The organism is Azospirillum fermentarium (assembly GCF_025961205.1).
In the GTDB taxonomy this organism is placed as follows: domain Bacteria; phylum Pseudomonadota; class Alphaproteobacteria; order Azospirillales; family Azospirillaceae; genus Azospirillum; species Azospirillum fermentarium.
Window position 1 is genome coordinate 3,036,285 of the sequence record NZ_JAOQNH010000001.1, and the last position, 16,659, is coordinate 3,052,943.

The window sequence follows — 16,659 nt, forward strand, 5'->3', positions numbered from 1 at the left end:
GGGTCAAAGGGTCAGGGTGACGTGGATCACGCCGGGGTCGTCTGGGGTGGCCCGGCGGGTGAAGCCCAGCACCTCGCACAGCCGCAGCATGGGGCGGTTCTCCGCCAGCACCTCGCCGATGATGGCGCGCAGGCCGCGGCTGCGCCCATGGTCGATGATCCGCCGCATCAGCAGCGGCCCCAGACCCAGCCCGGCCATGTCGTGGGCCACCATGATGGCGAATTCCGCCCGTTCCCCGTCGCCGTCGCCCGACAGATGCACGGCCCCGTGGATGGTGCCGCCGTCGCCGGCATCGGTCACCACCAGCCCCATTTCGCGCTGATAGTCGATCTGGGTCATACGGGCGGCAACAGAATGGGTCAGTTCCTGTTTCGGGGCGAAGAAACGCAGGCGGATCTCCTGCGGCGTCAGCCGGCGGAACAGCGCCTGCAGCCCCGGTTCGTCCTCGGGCCGCACGGGACGGACCAGCAGCCGGCGCCCGTCGGGCAGGGCCAGCGCCTGCTCCAGCGCCGCCGGATAGGGCTGGATGGCGAAGGGCGTGCGTTCCCGCCCCGGCGGCACCAGCGTGGCCATGGCCCCGGCGGGGGAAAGGGCCAGCGATTCCAGCCGCTCCAGATCGGCGGCCATGTGCGCCACCCGCACCAGCACCCCGGCCAGCGGCGCCGTCAGCGCCGGGTCCGGCAGCGCCACCCCCGCCACCCGCATCAGCGTTTCGCGGGCCAGCGTGGCGTTCAGCGGCGGCAGCACCGACACGGCAGCCCCATCCGTGCCGGCATGAACGGAGATCACCGGGCCGAACAGCGGGTCGGTGTCCAGCCGCACGGTCAGGCCCGTGCCCTCCGCCCCCGCCGCGGGCAGGCCGTAGCAGCGGCAGAGGTCCCCCGCCTCCGCCGCCGTCAGGGCGGTGCGGGCACCGGCGGCCCCGATCACCGCCAGGGCACCGCCGCGGTCGGGGGCCGGGCCGGGGGACGCCGCGGGCGGGGTCTCGGCCAGCAGCGCCTGCACCGTCCGCCACGCCGCCCCCTGGCAAAAGGCCCGCACCGCCCGGTCGGGCGTGTCGAAGGCCGGCACCTGCCGCCGCGCCAGATCGGGCAGCACCCGTTCGGCGTCGCGGTCGCCCAGCCAGCTCGTCAGCACCGGATGGCCGGGACCGGCACAGGCGCCGGCCACCGCGCGGGCGACGGCGGCGGCGTCCGATTCCACCGTGGGGGCGTGCAGCAGCAGAACCCCATCCACGCCCGGATCGGCGCGCAGCCGGGCCAGCGCCGCGGCATAGGCGGCTCCGTCCGCCCCCTCCCCCAGATCCAGCGGGTTGCCCCCCGCGGCGGGGTGGGCCAGACGGCCACCCGCGGTGGCCAGGGCGCGGGCGGCCAGCGCCCCCACCCCACGCCCGTTGGCGACGATGGCCAGCCGGTTGCCCGTCAGGGCCGGGGCCACGTCCAGGATTTCCAGGGCGTCGAACAGGGATTCCAGCGTGCCCGCCCGCAGCAGCCCGGCCCGGCGGAAGGCGGCGTCGATCACCGGCTCCGGCGTGGTGGCGTCGCCGGTGGGGGTGTGCAGCACGATCACCGGCTTCAGCCGCGATGCCGCGCGGGCGGCGGACATGAAGCGGCGGGCATCGCCGATGCGGTCCAGCGCCAGCAGCACCGCGTGGCAATCCCCCTGCATGGCCAGGGTGTTGAGCACCTCGTCCGGGCCGACGTCGGCCATGCCCCCCAGCACCGCCACGTGGGAGAAGCCCACGTCCCGCCGCGCCGCCCAGTCGAGGATGGAGCCGGCCAGCGTCCCCGACTGGCTGACCAGCGCCACCCGTCCGGCGCGGGGCGGGCGGTGGAAGGCCCCGGCGACCAGCCGCCGCCCGGCGGCGGGCAGCGCGATGCCCAGACTGTCCGGCCCCACCACCCGCACCCCGGCGGCCCGTGCGGCGTCGCGGATGGCGGCGTGGTGGCGGGCGTCATCGCCGCCGTCCGGCGTGTGTGCGCCCACCAGCAGAACCACCCGCGCCCCGTTGGCGCCTGCCTGGGCGATCAGCGCCGGCTGGGCGGCGGGGGCCACGGCGGCCACCCACAGGTCGCAGGGGGCGGCGGGCGGGATGGTGCGGGTGACGGGAACGCCGGCGCCCGATGCGGTCAGGTTGCGGATCAGGGTGCCAGTCAGCGGGCCGTCGCCCTCCGCCGCCACGGCCACGCCGCGGGGCCGGAACAGCGCCTCCATATCCCGGACGCTCATGGTTCGACCGCCTTTCCCCCGTTTTGCCTATGGCTGTGGTCCATGGTTGCCGCCCATGGCCGTGCGCGGCTTGCCTTTTCCGCCCGCCGCCGCCAAGATTTTGATAAGGATCATGCCTGCGCTGGTGACGCGAGGAAAGCGCCAGCAAGCCGCAGGCACGGCACCGGCGCAAAAGGGTGGTGAGACAGGATGATCGAAACCGGCCGGGACATCGACGCCGCCATCATCGGCGCGCTCAGCGCCGTGGCGCCCGAGGTGCGGCCCGACGCGCTGGACCCCGACCGCCCGTTCCGCGACCAGATCGATCTGGATTCGGTGGATTTCCTGGGCTTCGTTCTGGGGCTGGAAAAGCGGCTGTCGCTGAAGGTGCCGGAACTGGACTATCCGCAACTCTCCACCCTGGACGGCTGCCGGGTCTACCTGCGCACCCGCATGGATTCGTGATGACCCGCCTGCGTCTGCGCATCGATTTCCGCCCCGACGGCGCCATCGGCCCCGGCAAGATCCGCCTTCTCGAAGCCATCCGGGAGGAGGGGTCGATTTCCGCCGCCGCCCGCGCGCTGGATATGTCCTACCGCCGGGCGTGGCTGCTGGTGGACGACCTCAACCGCCTGTTCCGCGAGCCGGTGGTGTCGGCGGCGGTGGGCGGGCGCCACGGGGGCGGCACCGAACTCACCGCGTTCGGCGCCGCCCTGATCGAGGAATACCGTGCCATCGAGCGGGACATCTTCGCCGCCGCCCGCCCGCGGCTGGTCGCGCTGGAGGCCGCCCTGGCGCCCGAGGGCAGCCGCCCCGCGGCCACGCCGGGCACCGATGAATCCTTCGGCAAGGATCCCGCCCTGACGCCCGGCTGTGCCGCCGGGCTGAAATCGCTGAGCCGTGCGGTCGGCGGGCCCGCCACCTGTTCCGGCCCCGGTCCCGGCGGGGCGGGAGCCGCCGCCGCGCCCGCCGACGGCGCCCCGCGCAAGCGCCGCGGCCGCCCCCCGCGGGTCCGCCCGGCCGAGGTGCCGTGACCAAATCCTGATATGCGTCACGAACGGGTTGGGGATGCCGGGCAACGGTGCTAAAGGAAGGCCGCTTTCCCTTTTCCGCTGCATCCAAGGACGGACCCATGCCCGCCGTGAAGATCGCCCCCTCCATCCTCTCGGCCGATTTCGCCAAGCTGGGCGAAGAGGTGCGGGCGGTGGACGCCGCCGGTGCCGATTACATCCACATCGACGTGATGGACGGCCATTTCGTGCCCAACATTACCATCGGCCCGGCGGTGGTGAAGGCGCTGCGCCCCCATTCGGCCAAGGTGTTCGACGTCCACCTGATGATCTCGCCGGTGGACCTCTACATCGCCGATTTCGCCAAGGCCGGCGCCGACATCATCACGGTCCACCCCGAAGCCGGCCCCCACGTCCACCGCACCATCCAGCTCATCAAGTCGCTGGGCAAGAAGGCCGGGCTGTCGCTGAACCCCGCCACCCCCCTGGAAGCGGTGGATTACCTGCTGGAAGATCTGGATCTGGTGCTGGTGATGACCGTCAACCCCGGCTTCGGCGGGCAGAGCTTCATCACCTCGCAGTTGCCAAAGATCCGCGAGCTGCGCCGCCGCATCGACGCGCTGGGCAAGCCCATCGACCTGCAGGTGGACGGCGGCATCAACGTGGAAACCGCCCGCATCGCGGCAGAGGCCGGGGCGGACGTGCTGGTGGCCGGAACCGCCACCTTCACCGGCGGGCCGGAGCGTTACGCCGATAACATCCGCGCGCTGAAGGGTTGATCACAGAACATAGGGGATGAGGCAGCGCACCCGCGCCCGGTAGCCGTCCCACGCGGCGCCGTGGCGGGTGCGGCCCGCCCGTTCGCGCACGGGGATGGCGTCCAGCCAGTATTGCAGCCCGCAGGCCAGCGGCGCCAGCAGCCCCCACACCGACCCCGACAGCACGGCAAAGCCGGTGAACACCACCACGTCGCCGAAGCAATCGGGGTGGCGGCACAGCCCCCAGAACCCGGTGGTGACCGGCTGCCCCGCCACCGGCGGATCATGGCTGATGCGGAAGCGCTGGACCGCACTGCCGCTCTGGATCACCGTTCCCAGCAGATAGAGGGCGATGCCGAGGGCGTCCGCCCCGTCGAACGGTCCGGTGCGCGCCATGGCCCCGGCCAGCGGGGCGGCCAGCAGCCAGCCGGCCATGTTGGTCAGCGCCACCGGCACCAGTGCATCGTCAAGCCACCCCAGCCGCCGCTGCGTCAGCGATGCGGAGCCGGTGTGGGCGCCGTATTCGGTGGTGCCGCCGCCGCTGGTGCCGAACCACGCCGGTGCCATCCACCCCTGGCGGAAGGCGTAGAGATAGGCCAGCACCAGCACCAGGATCTGCCGCCACCCCGGCACGCCGCCGGCCAGCAGCAGCAGGGCCGCCACCGGCGGGATGGTGTTGACGGCGAACAGGAAGGTGGCCCGCCGGCTCTTGGTCAGCAGGGTGGCGGCGGCGTTCACCGCGGCCATCCCCTCGATCAGCAGCGCCAGCCACAGGGTCAGGGTGTCCATGGGCGGCGCCACCCGGTCAGTGCAGGTTGCGCTGCATTTCCTCGAAGCTGCGGCCGAAGCCGTTCAGCGCGAAATCCACGTCGCGCTTGCCGCCGCGGGCCAGGTTGACGCGCACCAGCACCGAGGTGCCGTTGCGGAACTGCTCCACCGTGCGGCCCGACACGAAGTTGGGGAACATGCACATGTTCAGCGTGGCGATGTGGGTTTCGATGCGCGGCTGCCGGTCAACGCGGATGGCGCAATCCTCGATCATGCCCTGGCTGGTGGTGACGAACAGGTGATAGTCGGTGCCGGCCGGAATCACGCTGAGCGCCACGAAGCCCGCCTCCTTCCCATCCTCGAACAGGCGGTAGGTCATCATCCGGCACATGCGGGTGTCGGTCATGCGGTCGATGTCGCAGGTGTTGATCCACACCCCTTCCGGCCCCAGGTCCAGGGCGGGTTTGGCGGCTTCCGCGGCGGCGGCCGGGGTGGTGGTGGCGGCGAGGCAGGCGAACAGGGCGGCAAACGGCAAAAAGCGCATCCAGCGCATCGGCCAGACTCCTTGTGCGGGACGGGCGGGGCCAAAGACCCGGCGGTGCGGGGGGATTATAGACCCCATCGAAAGGGGTACAAGCACCCATTGCCCCCACCGCATCAAAGGCTTCGACTATCTGGATAATGAGAAGCGTTATCATTCGCGCTTGACAGGGCAAACGCCGGCGGTCAAGGTTTTGCAACGGTCCGGCCTGCCCCCGGATGTCCCGCTGAACAGTTCGCTTGAGAGAGGATCAGGTACGATGACGGTACGGATGCGCGGTCTGATGGCCGCTCTTTTCGGTACGGCCATGATGGCCGCCGGCATGGCCGGTGCGGCGGAAGTGAACGTCTATTCCTCCCGTCACTACGACGTGGACAAGGATCTGTACGACAATTTCACCAAGGCCACCGGCATCAACGTCAACCTGATCGAAGGCAAGGAAGACGAACTGATCGAGCGCATGCGCAACGAGGGGGCCAACAGCCCCGCCGACGTGCTGATCACCGTGGACGCCGGGCGCCTGTGGCGGGCGCAGGACGCCGACGTGCTCCAGCCCACCCGGTCGGAACTGCTGGAGAAGGTGGTCCCCGCCCACCTGCGCGAGCCCAACGGCTATTGGTTCGGCCTGTCCAAGCGCGCCCGCATCATCATCTACAACAAGGCCGAGGTGAAGCCGGGCGAGATCTCCACCTACGAGGAACTGGCCGATCCCAAGTGGAAGAACCGGGTTCTGGTCCGCTCCTCCACCTCGGTCTACAACCAGTCGCTGGTGGGGTCGCTGCTGGCCGCCGACGGCGAGGCCAAGACCGAGGCGTGGGCCAAGGGCGTGGTCGCCAACATGGCCCGCAAGCCCCAGGGCGGCGACACCGACCAGATCAAGGGCGTGGCCGCGGGCGAAGGCGACATCGCCATCTCCAACACCTATTACTTCGCCCGAATCGCCGCTTCGACCAAGCCGGAAGACCAGGCGATCACCGCCAAGCTGGGCGTGATCTTCCCCAACCAGCAGGGGCGCGGCGCCCATGTGAACATCTCCGGCGCGGGGGTGGCGAAGAACGCCCCGCACAAGGCCGAGGCCGTGAAGTTCCTGGAATACCTCGTCAGCCCCGAGGCCCAGCGGCTCTTCACCGAAAAGAACTTCGAATACCCCATCGTCGAGGGCTCGTGGGTCCACCCCGTGCTGATCGAATGGGGGAAATTCAAGGAGGATCCGCTGAACGCCGCCGTCTACGGCAAGAACAACGCCGAGGCCCTTCGGATCATGGACCGCGCCGGCTGGAAGTAAGCCACCCGCCGGTTGCCCAGAAAGGGCGCGCCCGTCCAGGGGCGCGCCCTTTTCGTCTGGCACCCCCGCCGAAAACGGAACGTTATTTCTTCACATCCGCCACGCGCCCACCGGTCAGGCTGACCAGTTGGTCCGGCGTCAGGCGAAAGACCGCGTTGGGGGTGCCGGCGGCGGCCCAGATGGCCGAAAACGTCAGCAGATCATCGTCGATCAGCACCAGCGGCGGTTCGGCGTGGCCGATGGGGGGCACGCCGCCGATGGCATAGCCGCTCTTGTCCCGCACGAAATCGGGGGTGGCGCGCTCCACCTTTTCCCCGATCAGGGCGGCGACCTTCTTTTCATCCACGCGGTTGGTGCCGCTGGCCACCACCAGCACCGGCACGCCGCTGGTGCGGGCGCGGAAGATCAGGGACTTGGCGATTTCCGCCACGGCGCAGCCGATGGCCGCGGCGGCATCCTCCGACGTGCGGGTGCTGCCCTCATGCTCCACGACGGCGAGGCCGAGGCCGACCGCATCCAGCAGTTCCTGAACCTTGCGGGCGGAGGGGGACAGGGGGGCGCTCATGACGGGTCAGCCCGCCAGTTCGCGCGACCGCCTGGCCGCGGCCGCCACCGCCGCCGTCAGCAGCGGCTGCATGCCGTCACCGGCCATCAGCACCGACAGCGCCGCCTGGGTGGTGCCGCCGGGGCTGGTCACCGCCTCGCGCAGCTGGCCGGCGGGGGTGTCGGACCGGTGCAGCAGTTCGCCGGCCCCGGCCACGGTGGCGCGGGCAAGCTGGACCGCCAGATCCGCGGGCAATCCTGCCTCGCGGCCCGCCGCCGCCAGCACCTCGGCCAGCAGGAAGACATAGGCCGGGCCGCTGCCCGACACCGCGGTCACGGCGTCCATCAGCGCCTCGTCCTCGATCCACGCCACCTGCCCCACGGCGCGCAGCAGCGCATCGCAGAAGTTCCTGCGCTCTTCGGGCACCAGCGGGTTGGCGACGGCCACGGTCATGCCGCGCCCGATGGCCGCCGGGGTGTTGGGCATGGCGCGGACCACCGCCGCCCCATCGCCCAGATGACGGGCGAAAGAGGCGATGGTCTTGCCCGCCGCCACCGACAGGAACACGGTGCCGGGATGCACCAGCCCGGCGCAGCCGGCAAGCACGCCGTCCATCACCTGCGGCTTGACGGCCAGCACCACCACGTCGGCGGCGAAGCCCGCGGGCACGGCATCAATGGCCGGAACCACGCTCACCGCCGGATGCTGCGGCGCGCCGGGGGCGCCGGAGGGGTCCACCACCACCACGCGGTCCACGATGGCCGCGGCCAGCCAGCCGGCCAGCATGGCGCTTCCCATCTTGCCGCACCCAACCAGCAGCAGCGAACCGGCCATGGTCCCGTATCCCTTATCTGTATCGGTGTCTTTTAAAAATCAGGCTTCGCCGTGCGTATCGAGAATGGCGGCGGCCACCGCCTCCGTCGCCGATTTGCCGCCCCAGATGACGAACTGGAAGGCGGGGTAGAAGCGCTCGCACTCCGACAGCGCGATTTCCACCAGATCCTCAAGCTGCTCCACCGTCGCCCCGCGCGACCCGCGCAGCAGGGTGGTCTGGCGGAACATCGGCGTGTTCTCTTCGTTGCAGACGTCGAAATGGCCGAGCCACAGGCGGTTGTTGACCTCCGCCAGCAGGGCGCTGACGGCATCGCGGCGGCTGGGCTGCAGCTTCATGTCGAACTGGCAGGAGAACTGCATGGCGCTGACATCGGGCTGCCAGACGAAATAGAGCCGGTAATCGCACCAGCGTCCGCCGATCTCGACCACCAGTTCGTCCTCGCTGGAGCGTTCGAACGGCCATTCGTTGGCCGTCACGATCTCTTCCACGACATCGAGGGGGTTGTGCATGGACACCGGGGTTTCGACGGCCACTGCCGACATCGTACGTCCTCCTAGGAAAGCGGCGCCGGATCACCCGTGCCGGCCGCTTTCGATACCTCTGGCCGGCCTGTCCGGCGGCGGAGACGCACCCCCGCCGCGGAGAAAGCCCGCCCCAACGGGCACCCTGCCAAAAAGGCCGGCGTGCCCGCAACAGCTTTCGGTCTCATCACCGTTTTGCAACGGATGGCGTGGCTTTCCCGCATCCCGGCCCCCCCCGGGGGATCACTCCGCCGGCTTGTCCTCGGCCGCCGCCGGGGCGGCGGTGTGGGCGCGGCGGCGGGGGGCGGCCTCGTCGTGGCAAAGCTGACGCTCGGCCAGCAGAGTGGCAATGGTGGCTTCCAGGGCGGTCACGCGCTCGGTCAGGGTTTCCTGTTCCTCGCGTGCCTTGGCGGCCATGGCGCGCACCGCGTCGAATTCGTCGCGGGACACCACGTCCATGCGCGACAGAACCCGTTCGAACTGCTGGCGCATCTGCGCCTCGGCCTCTTCGCGCAGGTTGCTGAGCGCGCCCAGCGCCCCGCCGGCCACGCGGGCCAGATCGTCGAGGAGTTTGTTGTCAACCTGCATGGCTTGCGATCCCGATCAATGATCCATGAGACGAATCACGGCACAGGCTTTATGTGAAGCGCCACGGCGCGGGCGTCAATGCCCGGCCCGTCACGGCCCCTCATACAGCAGCGCCTGCAGCTCGTCCCGGCTGGTGCCGGGCTGGCCCAGAAGACCCAGGAAATGATCCCAGTCGGGATCGTCCAATGGTATGTCCAGCCGCGCGGCCACCTGTTGATACGCCGCCGCGCACACGGTGTCGAGGACGAAGCTGTTGACCGATACCCCCGCCGCCGCCGCGGCGTGGCGGATCACCCGGCGCTGGGCCGGTGACGCCCGCAGGTGCAGGCGGTGGACGGTGGCGGGCTTGTGCTGGGGCGGCTTGGCGGGCATCGTCAACCTTGACCAGAAGGGATGCGGCTTGTCCTGAAACGCAGGAAAATCAGGATGGACAACCACACGGCGCAGGTCAACCGCACACGCGGGGGTGCGTCAACCGGCCCCGCACCCCCGCCCCCGCCCGGCAAGGGGCCGTGGGGATGCCGGCTTGCGGGGACCGCGGGGCACGGCCTATAACGGCCCCGGCGTCCAGACTGGAAACGCCCGAACGGCAGGAGCACGCGCGTCATGATCGTTGTCACCGGCGGGGCCGGCTTCATCGGCTCCAACCTCGTCGCGGCGCTGGCCGCCCGCGGCCATCACGACGTGGCGGTCATCGACCGTTTCGGCACCGGCGACAAGTGGCGCAATCTGGCCAAGCACGAGCTGGCCACCATCGTCCGGCCCGAAGACACGCTGGCGTTCCTGGACCAGCACGCCGCCGAAATCGACGTGGTGTTCCACATGGGCGCCATCTCCGCCACCACCGAACGGGACGTGGACGCCATCGTCGCCAACAACGTGGCGCTGTCCATGGACCTGTGGCGCTGGTGCGCGTGGCGCGGCGCGCGGTTCATCTACGCCTCCTCCGCCGCCACCTACGGCGACGGGGCGCTGGGGTTCGTGGACGACGGCGATGTCGCGGCGCTGGCCCGGCTGCGCCCGCTCAACGCCTATGGCTGGTCCAAGCATCTGGTGGACCGCCGCTTCGCCCGCGCGGTGGAACTGGGCGAGACGGTGCCCCCCCAGTGGGCGGGGCTGAAGTTCTTCAACGTCTACGGCCCGAACGAGGCGCACAAGGGCGACATGATGAGCGTCGTCGCCAAGCTGACCCCCACCGTGCAGGCGGGCCACGCGGCGAAGCTGTTCAAGTCCCACCGCCCCGATTTCGCCGACGGCGGCCAGTTGCGCGACTTCATCTGGGTCGGCGACTGCGTGGGGGTGATGCTGTGGCTGCTGGACACCCCCGGCGTCAGCGGGCTGTTCAACGTCGGCACCGGCAAGGCCCGCAGCTTCAAGGATCTGGCGGAGGCCACCTTCGCCGCCCTGGGCCAGGAGCCGCGCATCGACTATTTCCCCATGCCCGACGAGCTTCAGGGGAAATACCAGTATTTCACCCAGGCCAGCACGGACAAGCTGCGCGCCGCCGGCTTCACCCGGCCCTTCACCGAGCTTGAGGAGGGGGTCCGGCGGTACGTGCAGGATTACCTGACCCAGCCCGACCCCTTCGCCTGATCCAGCCCCCTTCATCCACGACCGGAGCCGCCCGCCGATGCTGGCCTATCCCGCCATCGACCCCGTCGCCCTGGAAATCGGGCCGCTGGTCATCCGCTGGTACGCGCTGGCCTATCTGGCCGGCTTCGTGCTGGGCTGGCGCCTCTGCCTGCGGCTGGCGCGCGGCAACCCGCCGGGGCTGCCGCAGCCGGTGGATTACGACGATTTCCTGACCTGGGCCGTGGTGGGCACGGTGCTGGGCGGGCGCATCGGGTACGTGCTGTTCTACAACCTGCCCTATTACATCAAGTACCCGCTGGACACGCTGATGGTCTGGCACGGGGGCATGTCGTTCCACGGCGGGCTGACCGGGGTGGTGGTGGCCATCCTGCTGTTCTGCCGCAAGCGGGGACTGTCGGTCTTCGCCTTCGCCGACCTGATCGCGGTGGTGGCGCCCATCGGGCTGTTCTTCGGGCGCATCGCCAACTTCATCAACGGCGAACTGTACGGGCGCGCGGCCGACGGCGTGCCGTGGGCGATGGTCTTCCCCCACGACCCGCTCCAGCTTCCCCGCCACCCCAGCCAGCTTTACGAGGCGGGGCTGGAAGGGATCGTGCTGTTCGCCATCGTGCTGGCCCTGGTGCGCATTCCGGCGGTGCGGGCGCGGGCGGGGCTGACGGCGGGGATCTTCTTCATCGGCTACGGGCTGGCCCGCATCACGGCGGAATTCTTCCGCGAGCCGGACGCCCAGCTCGGCTTCCTGTGGGGTGGGGCCACCATGGGGCAATTGCTGTCGATTCCCATGGTGCTGTTCGGGCTATGGCTGGCGCTGCGCGCCCGGCCCGCCGGGGAAGCCGCGGCATGAGCGCGGAATCCCTGGCGCACCATCTGGCCCGCCGCATGATGGTGGAGGGGCCGATGACCGTCGCCTCCTTCATGGCCGAGGCGCTGGGCCATCCCCGCTGGGGCTATTACACCGCCCACGACCCGTTCGGCGCGGCGGGCGATTTCATCACCGCCCCCGACATCAGCCAGATGTTCGGCGAGCTGATCGGGCTGTGGGCCGCCGACACCTGGCAGCGGCTGGGCATGCCGGAGCACCTGCGGCTGATTGAGCTGGGGCCGGGGCGCGGCACGCTGATGAGCGACGCGCTGCGCGCCGCCTCCGCCCTGCCGCCGTTCCGCGATGCGCTGTCGGTCCATTTCGTGGAGACCAGCCCGGTGCTGCGCCGGCGCCAGGCCCAGGCGCTGGCCGGCCAGCGCTTCACCGGCGGCGGCCCCCACTGGCACGACCGGCTGGAGGACGTGCCCGACGGCCCGGCCATCGTCGTGGCCAACGAATTCTTCGACGCCCTGCCCATCCGGCAGGTGCAGAAGACCCCCCACGGGTGGAAGGAGCGGCTGGTGGACCTGGACCCGGCCTCCACCCCCGACGCGCCGCGCTTCCGCTTCGTGCTGGATCTGGTGGGCAGCCCCGGCGCCGCCCTGGTGCCCGCCGGGCTGGAGAATGCGCCGGCGGGCAGCGTGTTCGAATCCTCCCCGGCCTCGCTGGCGGTGGCGCGGGTGCTGGGCGCGCGGCTGGCGGCCCAGGGCGGGGCGGCGCTGATCATCGATTATGGCCACGACCTCGGCCCGGCGGTGGGCGAGACGCTGCAGGCGGTGCGCCGCCACGCCTATGCCCCCGTGCTGGACGATCCGGGAGAGGCCGACATCACCGCGCACGTGGACTTCGAGTCGCTGGCCGAGGCGGCGGCGGAGACCGGCGCGGTTGCCTTCGGTCCCGTGGAACAGGGGGAATGGCTGTCGCGGCTGGGCATCGGCCAACGCGCGGCTGTGCTGAAGCGCACCGCCACCCCCAAACAGGCCGCCGATATCGACACCGCGCTGCAACGCTTGATCGGGGCCGATCAAATGGGCACCCTGTTCAAGGTGCTGGCGCTGACCTGCCCCGGACTGGAGGCGCCCGCCGGCTTCGATCCCGTCCCACCGACCTGACCCGGACCCGACCGCCCGTGATTACCCTTGGCGCGCTCAACGACATCACCGCCATCCGCCACGCCTTCTTCACCCGCACCGGGGGCGTGTCCACGGGGCTTTACGCCTCGCTGAACTGCGGGCTGGGGTCCGGCGACGCCCCCGCCGCGGTGGCGGAGAACCGTGCCCGCGCCGCCGCCCGGCTGGACATGGCGCCCGAGCAACTGGTCACCTGCTACCAGATCCACAGCGCCACCTGCGTCACGGTCACCGAGCCGTGGGCCCCGGCGGACGCGCCCCAGGCCGACGCCATGGTCACCGCGGTTCCCGGCATCCTGCTGGGGGTGCTGACCGCCGACTGCGCCCCCGTTCTCTTCGCCGACCCCAAGGCCCGCGTCATCGGTGCCGCCCACGCCGGGTGGAAGGGCGCCAAGGGCGGCGTGATCGAGGCGACGCTGAAGGCCATGGAGTCGCTGGGAGCGCACACCAACCGCGTGGTGGCCGCCATCGGCCCGTGCATCGCCCAGCGGTCGTACGAGGTGGGGCCGGAATTCCCCAGGCCCTTCCTGGACGAAAGCCCGGATCTGAAGGATTTCTTCGCCCCCGCGCGGCGCCCCGGCCATTTCCTGTTCGACCTTGGCGGGTACGTCAGCCGCCGGCTGGTGGATGCCGGCATCGCCCAGGTGCAGCGCTGCCCCAACGACACGCTGCTGGAAGAAAGCCGCTTCTTCAGCTACCGCCGGTCCTGCCTGCGCGGGGAAAAGGATTACGGGCGCGGCCTGTCGGCCATCACGCTGCTTCCGTAACCAACAATTCGCTTCGATAATAATTACTTTTGGTTTGCAATTACCCGACAATTGCGCAAGGATTCTTGGGATCGACACATCCCTATGGATGGGAGCGGCCCGTGATCGAATGGCGCGAATCCCTGGAAATCGACCATGGCGGGCTGGACCGGGACCATCGGGAACAGCATGATCTGATTCGCCGCTTCATCGGGACTCCGGCCACCGACGAGGGGATGCGGGCGGCGCTGCACCTGCTGCGCACCCTGCGGCGGGTGTCGGAACGCCACTTCATCCGCGAAGAACGGGTGCAGGCGGCGGTGGATTACCCGGGCCGCATCGAACACCGTGCCCAGCACCGCCGGCTGCTGGAGATGCTGGACGAGATCACCGAGCAGATGGACCAGACGGCCTCGCTGTTCGATTTCGCCTATCGCAAGACCCACGCCAACGGCTTGTTGGAATTCTGGTTTTTCGATCATTTCGCCCGTGCCGACGTGGGCTTGCGCCGTCACTTGGCCCGCTTCCCCCTGCCCCGCCCGGCGGCTTCGGCCGTGACGCCGCAGTCTCTGGCGGCGGCGGAAACCATGCATCAGCCGCAGGGCAGGCAGCCCGGCCGTTCGTCATAGAAGATTTACACAGGCCGGAGGCTTTGTTATCGTCCGCCGCGTTTTCCGGGGCCTTCCGGCGATCCGCGGATGTGCGGCGCCCTTTGCGCTCCGGCCCCCTTTTCCCACAGAAGAGAGCCGATTGCGATGAAGGTGCTTGCCGGCAACAGCAACCGCCCGCTGGCCGAGGCCATTTCCACCTGTCTCGGCGTGCCGCTCACCAAGGCGAGCATCCGCCGTTTCTCGGACATGGAAGTGTTCGTCGAGATCCTGGAAAACGTGCGCGGCGAGGACGTTTTCGTGATCCAGTCCACGTCGTTCCCCGCGAACGACAACCTGATGGAACTGCTGGTGACCATTGACGCGCTCAAGCGCGGCTCGGCCCGGCGCATCACGGCGGTGCTGCCCTATTACGGCTATGCCCGCCAGGACCGGAAGACCGGCCCCCGCACGCCGATTTCGGCCAAGCTGGTCGCCAACCTGATCACCATGGCCGGCGCCAACCGCGTGCTGACCATGGATCTGCACGCCGGCCAGATCCAGGGCTTCTTCGACATCCCGCTCGACAACCTGATGGCGGCCCCCGTCCTGGAAAAGGACATCCGCGACACGCTGGGCCAGGGCAGCGAGCTGACCATCGTCTCCCCCGACGTGGGCGGCGTGGTGCGCGCCCGCTCGCTGGCCAAGCGCCTGGAAGCCGATCTGGCCATCATCGACAAGCGCCGCGAACGCGCCGGCGTGTCGGAGGTGATGAACATCATCGGTGACGTGGCCGGCCGCAAGTGCGTGCTGGTGGACGACATCGTCGATTCGGGCGGCACCCTGTGCAACGCCGCGGTGGCCCTGATGGACGCCGGTGCGAAATCGGTCAGCGCCTATGTCACCCACGGCGTTCTGTCCGGCGGTGCCGTGGCCCGCATGGCCGTGGCCCCGATCCAGACTCTGGTCACCACCGACAGCATCCAGGCGACCGAAGCGGTGCGCGTCAGCCGCAACATCCGCCAGCTGACCATCGCCCCGCTGATCGCCGAAGCCGTGCTGCGCATCAGCGAAGAGCGCTCGGTCTCCAGCCTGTTCTCCTAATCCTTGACCTTTGGGCCGTGGGTGGCGTATCCACGGCCCCGCAACCGCGCCAGCACCCCTGGAGGCTGGCGCCTTTTCTTTATGGAGCAGACCATGACCAAAGTGATCGCGCTCGCCGCCGAGCTGCGCGCCCGGGCTGGCAAGGGGACCGCCCGTCAGACGCGCCGCGACGGCCGCGTGCCCGCCGTGATTTACGGCAACAAGCAGGCCCCGCTCACCATTTCGCTGAACGAGCGCGAATTCGTCCGCGTTCTGCATCAGCCGGGCTTTTTCACGCACCTGTTCGACGTGACCGTCGATGGTGCGACCCACCGCGTTCTGCCGCGCGACGTGCAGTTCCACCCGGTCACCGACCTGCCGCTGCATGTGGATTTCCTGCGCGTGTCGTCGGAAACCCGCATCACCGTCAACGTGCCGGTGGAATTCGTGGACCAGGAAAAGTCGCCGGGCCTGAAGCGCGGCGGCGTGCTCAACATCGTCCGTCATGACGTCGAAGTCACCTGCGGCGCCGACGACATCCCCGAGCACCTGACCATCTCGTGCGAAGGCTTCGACGTCGGTGCGTCGATCCACATCTCCGCCGTGAAGATGCCGGCCGGCGTGACCCCGACCATCACCGACCGCGACTTCACGGTCGCCACCATCGTGGCGCCGTCGGGCCTGAAGTCGGAAGAGGGCGCGGAAGCCACCGCCTGATCGCTTTGATGCGATGTCCCCTCTCCCCACCGGGGAGAGGGGGTACGGGGTGAGGGCCGGTTCCCGCGCGATAAGCCCGAGAACCGTTGCGAAGCAACGCCAAACCCCAGTTCTGCGAGCCTGACGGCTTGATTTTCGGGCTGATGCACGAAAATCGCCCCCTCACCCCGGCCCTCTCCCCGGCGGGGAGAGGGTGAATGCTCTGGATGGAACACCGATGCTGCTGATCGTCGGCCTGGGGAATCCCGGCGGAGAATACGCCCGCAACCGCCACAACATCGGCTTCATGGCGGTCGAGGAAATCGCCCGGCGCTACCGTTTCAGCCCGTGGAAGAAGCGTTTCCAGGGGCAGACCGCCGACGGGACCATCGGGTCCGAAAAGATCCTGCTGCTGGAACCCCAGACCTTCATGAACCTGTCCGGCCAGTCGGTCGGGGCGGCGCTGACCTTTTTCAAGCTGAAGCCCGAGCAGGTCATCGTCTTCCACGACGATCTCGATCTGCCGCCGGGGCGGATGCGGGTGAAGAAGGGCGGCGGCCACGGCGGGCACAACGGCCTGCGGTCCATGGATTCGCATCTGGGCAGCAAGGATTACTGGCGGGTGCGCATGGGCATCGGCCATCCCGGCGACAAGAATCAGGTCTCCGGCTACGTCCTCCACGACTTCGCCAAGGCCGACCAGCCGTGGGTCGAAGGGCTGGTGGACGCCTGCGCCGAGTCCCTGCCCCTGCTGATCGAGGGCGAGGCCGAGCGCTTCATGAACAAGGTGTCGCTGGCGACCAAAGCGGTCCTGCCCCCGGCGACCAAGCCCGGCAACTCTTAATTTTTTCCCTCAATCGGCGGGCGCGGCCATCCGGCCGCTTGCCTCCGCGCCCATGGGGGC

Annotated in this window: 20 protein-coding genes; 12 read left to right on the plus strand and 8 right to left on the minus strand. The window is 69.7% G+C overall.

Annotated elements, in window-relative coordinates:
- Nucleotides 1–3: 3 nt before the first annotated feature.
- A complete protein-coding gene (locus M2352_RS14190) occupies nucleotides 4–2,229 on the minus strand; it encodes a bifunctional acetate--CoA ligase family protein/GNAT family N-acetyltransferase (protein WP_264665126.1) in 2,226 nt (741 codons plus the stop codon).
- A 189-nt stretch (nucleotides 2,230–2,418) separates the two neighbouring features.
- On the opposite strand from M2352_RS14190, the gene M2352_RS14195 reads away from it, so the two are divergent.
- The 3 genes from M2352_RS14195 to rpe all read left to right on the plus strand — a co-directional run bounded on the left by M2352_RS14195 (nucleotide 2,419) and on the right by rpe (nucleotide 3,997).
- A complete protein-coding gene (locus tag M2352_RS14195) occupies nucleotides 2,419–2,673 on the plus strand; it encodes an acyl carrier protein (protein ID WP_264665127.1) in 255 nt (84 codons plus the stop codon).
- The gene (locus M2352_RS14200) at nucleotides 2,673–3,242 is read left to right on the plus strand and encodes a winged helix-turn-helix domain-containing protein (RefSeq protein ID WP_319802039.1); all 570 of its coding nucleotides are present in this window, start codon (nucleotides 2,673–2,675) and stop codon (nucleotides 3,240–3,242) included. The genes M2352_RS14195 and M2352_RS14200 overlap by 1 nt, the downstream gene beginning before the upstream one ends.
- A 98-nt stretch (nucleotides 3,243–3,340) precedes the next feature.
- Nucleotides 3,341–3,997 carry a ribulose-phosphate 3-epimerase gene (gene rpe, locus M2352_RS14205; protein WP_264665128.1) on the plus strand — a complete coding sequence of 219 codons (657 nt, stop codon included), beginning with the start codon at nucleotides 3,341–3,343 and terminating at the stop codon, nucleotides 3,995–3,997.
- On the opposite strand, the gene M2352_RS14210 is transcribed toward rpe, so the two are convergent.
- Both M2352_RS14210 and M2352_RS14215 read right to left on the minus strand, forming a co-directional pair.
- A complete protein-coding gene (locus M2352_RS14210; RefSeq protein WP_264665129.1) occupies nucleotides 3,998–4,765 on the minus strand; it encodes a DUF1295 domain-containing protein in 768 nt (255 codons plus the stop codon).
- A gap of 16 nt (nucleotides 4,766–4,781) precedes the next feature.
- Nucleotides 4,782–5,297 carry an invasion associated locus B family protein gene (locus M2352_RS14215; RefSeq protein WP_264665130.1) on the minus strand — a complete coding sequence of 172 codons (516 nt, stop codon included), beginning with the start codon at nucleotides 5,295–5,297 and terminating at the stop codon, nucleotides 4,782–4,784.
- A 271-nt stretch (nucleotides 5,298–5,568) separates the two neighbouring features.
- On the opposite strand from M2352_RS14215, the gene M2352_RS14220 reads away from it, so the two are divergent.
- Nucleotides 5,569–6,570, plus strand: coding sequence for a Fe(3+) ABC transporter substrate-binding protein (locus M2352_RS14220; protein WP_264665131.1), 1,002 nt, complete (start codon nucleotides 5,569–5,571; stop codon nucleotides 6,568–6,570).
- A gap of 82 nt (nucleotides 6,571–6,652) precedes the next feature.
- Here the strand turns inward: M2352_RS14220 and M2352_RS14225 are convergent, their stop codons facing one another.
- The 5 genes from M2352_RS14225 to M2352_RS14245 form a co-directional block, all read right to left on the minus strand.
- Nucleotides 6,653–7,135, minus strand: coding sequence for a YbaK/EbsC family protein (locus M2352_RS14225; protein ID WP_264665132.1), 483 nt, complete (start codon nucleotides 7,133–7,135; stop codon nucleotides 6,653–6,655).
- 6 nt (nucleotides 7,136–7,141) lie between these two features.
- Nucleotides 7,142–7,948: a pyrroline-5-carboxylate reductase gene (proC, locus tag M2352_RS14230; RefSeq protein WP_264665133.1), complete on the minus strand. Its 807-nt coding sequence runs from the start codon at nucleotides 7,946–7,948 to the stop codon at nucleotides 7,142–7,144.
- A gap of 39 nt (nucleotides 7,949–7,987) precedes the next feature.
- Nucleotides 7,988–8,491, minus strand: coding sequence for a type III secretion system chaperone family protein (locus M2352_RS14235; protein WP_264665134.1), 504 nt, complete (start codon nucleotides 8,489–8,491; stop codon nucleotides 7,988–7,990).
- Nucleotides 8,492–8,713: 222 nt separating this feature from the next.
- Nucleotides 8,714–9,058, minus strand: coding sequence for an accessory factor UbiK family protein (locus M2352_RS14240; RefSeq protein ID WP_264665135.1), 345 nt, complete (start codon nucleotides 9,056–9,058; stop codon nucleotides 8,714–8,716).
- Nucleotides 9,059–9,148: 90 nt separating this feature from the next.
- Nucleotides 9,149–9,430, minus strand: a complete 282-nt coding sequence (locus M2352_RS14245; protein ID WP_264665136.1) for a type II toxin-antitoxin system TacA family antitoxin — start codon at nucleotides 9,428–9,430, stop codon at nucleotides 9,149–9,151.
- A 234-nt stretch (nucleotides 9,431–9,664) separates the two neighbouring features.
- On the opposite strand from M2352_RS14245, the gene rfaD reads away from it, so the two are divergent.
- The 8 genes from rfaD to pth all read left to right on the plus strand — a co-directional run bounded on the left by rfaD (nucleotide 9,665) and on the right by pth (nucleotide 16,599).
- Nucleotides 9,665–10,651 carry an ADP-glyceromanno-heptose 6-epimerase gene (gene rfaD, locus M2352_RS14250; RefSeq protein WP_264665137.1) on the plus strand — a complete coding sequence of 329 codons (987 nt, stop codon included), beginning with the start codon at nucleotides 9,665–9,667 and terminating at the stop codon, nucleotides 10,649–10,651.
- Between the two features lie 37 nt (nucleotides 10,652–10,688).
- Nucleotides 10,689–11,495, plus strand: coding sequence for a prolipoprotein diacylglyceryl transferase (gene lgt, locus M2352_RS14255; RefSeq protein WP_264665138.1), 807 nt, complete (start codon nucleotides 10,689–10,691; stop codon nucleotides 11,493–11,495).
- Entirely contained in the window at nucleotides 11,492–12,625 is a 1,134-nt protein-coding gene (locus tag M2352_RS14260) for a class I SAM-dependent methyltransferase (RefSeq protein ID WP_264665139.1), read from the plus strand. The genes lgt and M2352_RS14260 overlap by 4 nt, the downstream gene beginning before the upstream one ends.
- Nucleotides 12,626–12,642: 17 nt before the next feature.
- On the plus strand, nucleotides 12,643–13,410 hold the full coding sequence (gene pgeF, locus M2352_RS14265) for a peptidoglycan editing factor PgeF (protein ID WP_264665140.1): 768 nt from the start codon (nucleotides 12,643–12,645) through the stop codon (nucleotides 13,408–13,410).
- Nucleotides 13,411–13,511: 101 nt separating this feature from the next.
- Nucleotides 13,512–14,018, plus strand: a complete 507-nt coding sequence (locus M2352_RS14270) for a bacteriohemerythrin (protein WP_264665141.1) — start codon at nucleotides 13,512–13,514, stop codon at nucleotides 14,016–14,018.
- 126 nt (nucleotides 14,019–14,144) lie between these two features.
- The gene (locus tag M2352_RS14275; protein WP_264665142.1) at nucleotides 14,145–15,080 is read left to right on the plus strand and encodes a ribose-phosphate pyrophosphokinase; all 936 of its coding nucleotides are present in this window, start codon (nucleotides 14,145–14,147) and stop codon (nucleotides 15,078–15,080) included.
- A gap of 93 nt (nucleotides 15,081–15,173) precedes the next feature.
- On the plus strand, nucleotides 15,174–15,776 hold the full coding sequence (locus M2352_RS14280) for a 50S ribosomal protein L25/general stress protein Ctc (protein ID WP_264665143.1): 603 nt from the start codon (nucleotides 15,174–15,176) through the stop codon (nucleotides 15,774–15,776).
- 217 nt (nucleotides 15,777–15,993) lie between these two features.
- A complete protein-coding gene (gene pth, locus M2352_RS14285) occupies nucleotides 15,994–16,599 on the plus strand; it encodes an aminoacyl-tRNA hydrolase (RefSeq protein WP_264665144.1) in 606 nt (201 codons plus the stop codon).
- The last annotated feature ends 60 nt before the right edge of the window (nucleotides 16,600–16,659 follow it).

Bases quoted from the DNA above. Each gene is read 5' to 3' on its own strand.
- M2352_RS14190 (WP_264665126.1), bottom strand. From the start codon at position 2,229: ATGAGCGTCCGGGATATGGAGGCGCTGTTCCGGCCCCGCGGCGTGGCC.
- M2352_RS14195 (WP_264665127.1), top strand. From the start codon at position 2,419: ATGATCGAAACCGGCCGGGACATCGACGCCGCCATCATCGGCGCGCTC.
- M2352_RS14200 (WP_319802039.1), top strand. From the start codon at position 2,673: ATGACCCGCCTGCGTCTGCGCATCGATTTCCGCCCCGACGGCGCCATC.
- rpe (WP_264665128.1), top strand. From the start codon at position 3,341: ATGCCCGCCGTGAAGATCGCCCCCTCCATCCTCTCGGCCGATTTCGCC.
- M2352_RS14210 (WP_264665129.1), bottom strand. From the start codon at position 4,765: ATGGACACCCTGACCCTGTGGCTGGCGCTGCTGATCGAGGGGATGGCC.
- M2352_RS14215 (WP_264665130.1), bottom strand. From the start codon at position 5,297: ATGCGCTGGATGCGCTTTTTGCCGTTTGCCGCCCTGTTCGCCTGCCTC.
- M2352_RS14220 (WP_264665131.1), top strand. From the start codon at position 5,569: ATGGCCGCTCTTTTCGGTACGGCCATGATGGCCGCCGGCATGGCCGGT.
- M2352_RS14225 (WP_264665132.1), bottom strand. From the start codon at position 7,135: ATGAGCGCCCCCCTGTCCCCCTCCGCCCGCAAGGTTCAGGAACTGCTG.
- proC (WP_264665133.1), bottom strand. From the start codon at position 7,948: ATGGCCGGTTCGCTGCTGCTGGTTGGGTGCGGCAAGATGGGAAGCGCC.
- M2352_RS14235 (WP_264665134.1), bottom strand. From the start codon at position 8,491: ATGTCGGCAGTGGCCGTCGAAACCCCGGTGTCCATGCACAACCCCCTC.
- M2352_RS14240 (WP_264665135.1), bottom strand. From the start codon at position 9,058: ATGCAGGTTGACAACAAACTCCTCGACGATCTGGCCCGCGTGGCCGGC.
- M2352_RS14245 (WP_264665136.1), bottom strand. From the start codon at position 9,430: ATGCCCGCCAAGCCGCCCCAGCACAAGCCCGCCACCGTCCACCGCCTG.
- rfaD (WP_264665137.1), top strand. From the start codon at position 9,665: ATGATCGTTGTCACCGGCGGGGCCGGCTTCATCGGCTCCAACCTCGTC.
- lgt (WP_264665138.1), top strand. From the start codon at position 10,689: ATGCTGGCCTATCCCGCCATCGACCCCGTCGCCCTGGAAATCGGGCCG.
- M2352_RS14260 (WP_264665139.1), top strand. From the start codon at position 11,492: ATGAGCGCGGAATCCCTGGCGCACCATCTGGCCCGCCGCATGATGGTG.
- M2352_RS14275 (WP_264665142.1), top strand. From the start codon at position 14,145: ATGAAGGTGCTTGCCGGCAACAGCAACCGCCCGCTGGCCGAGGCCATT.
- M2352_RS14280 (WP_264665143.1), top strand. From the start codon at position 15,174: ATGACCAAAGTGATCGCGCTCGCCGCCGAGCTGCGCGCCCGGGCTGGC.
- pth (WP_264665144.1), top strand. From the start codon at position 15,994: ATGCTGCTGATCGTCGGCCTGGGGAATCCCGGCGGAGAATACGCCCGC.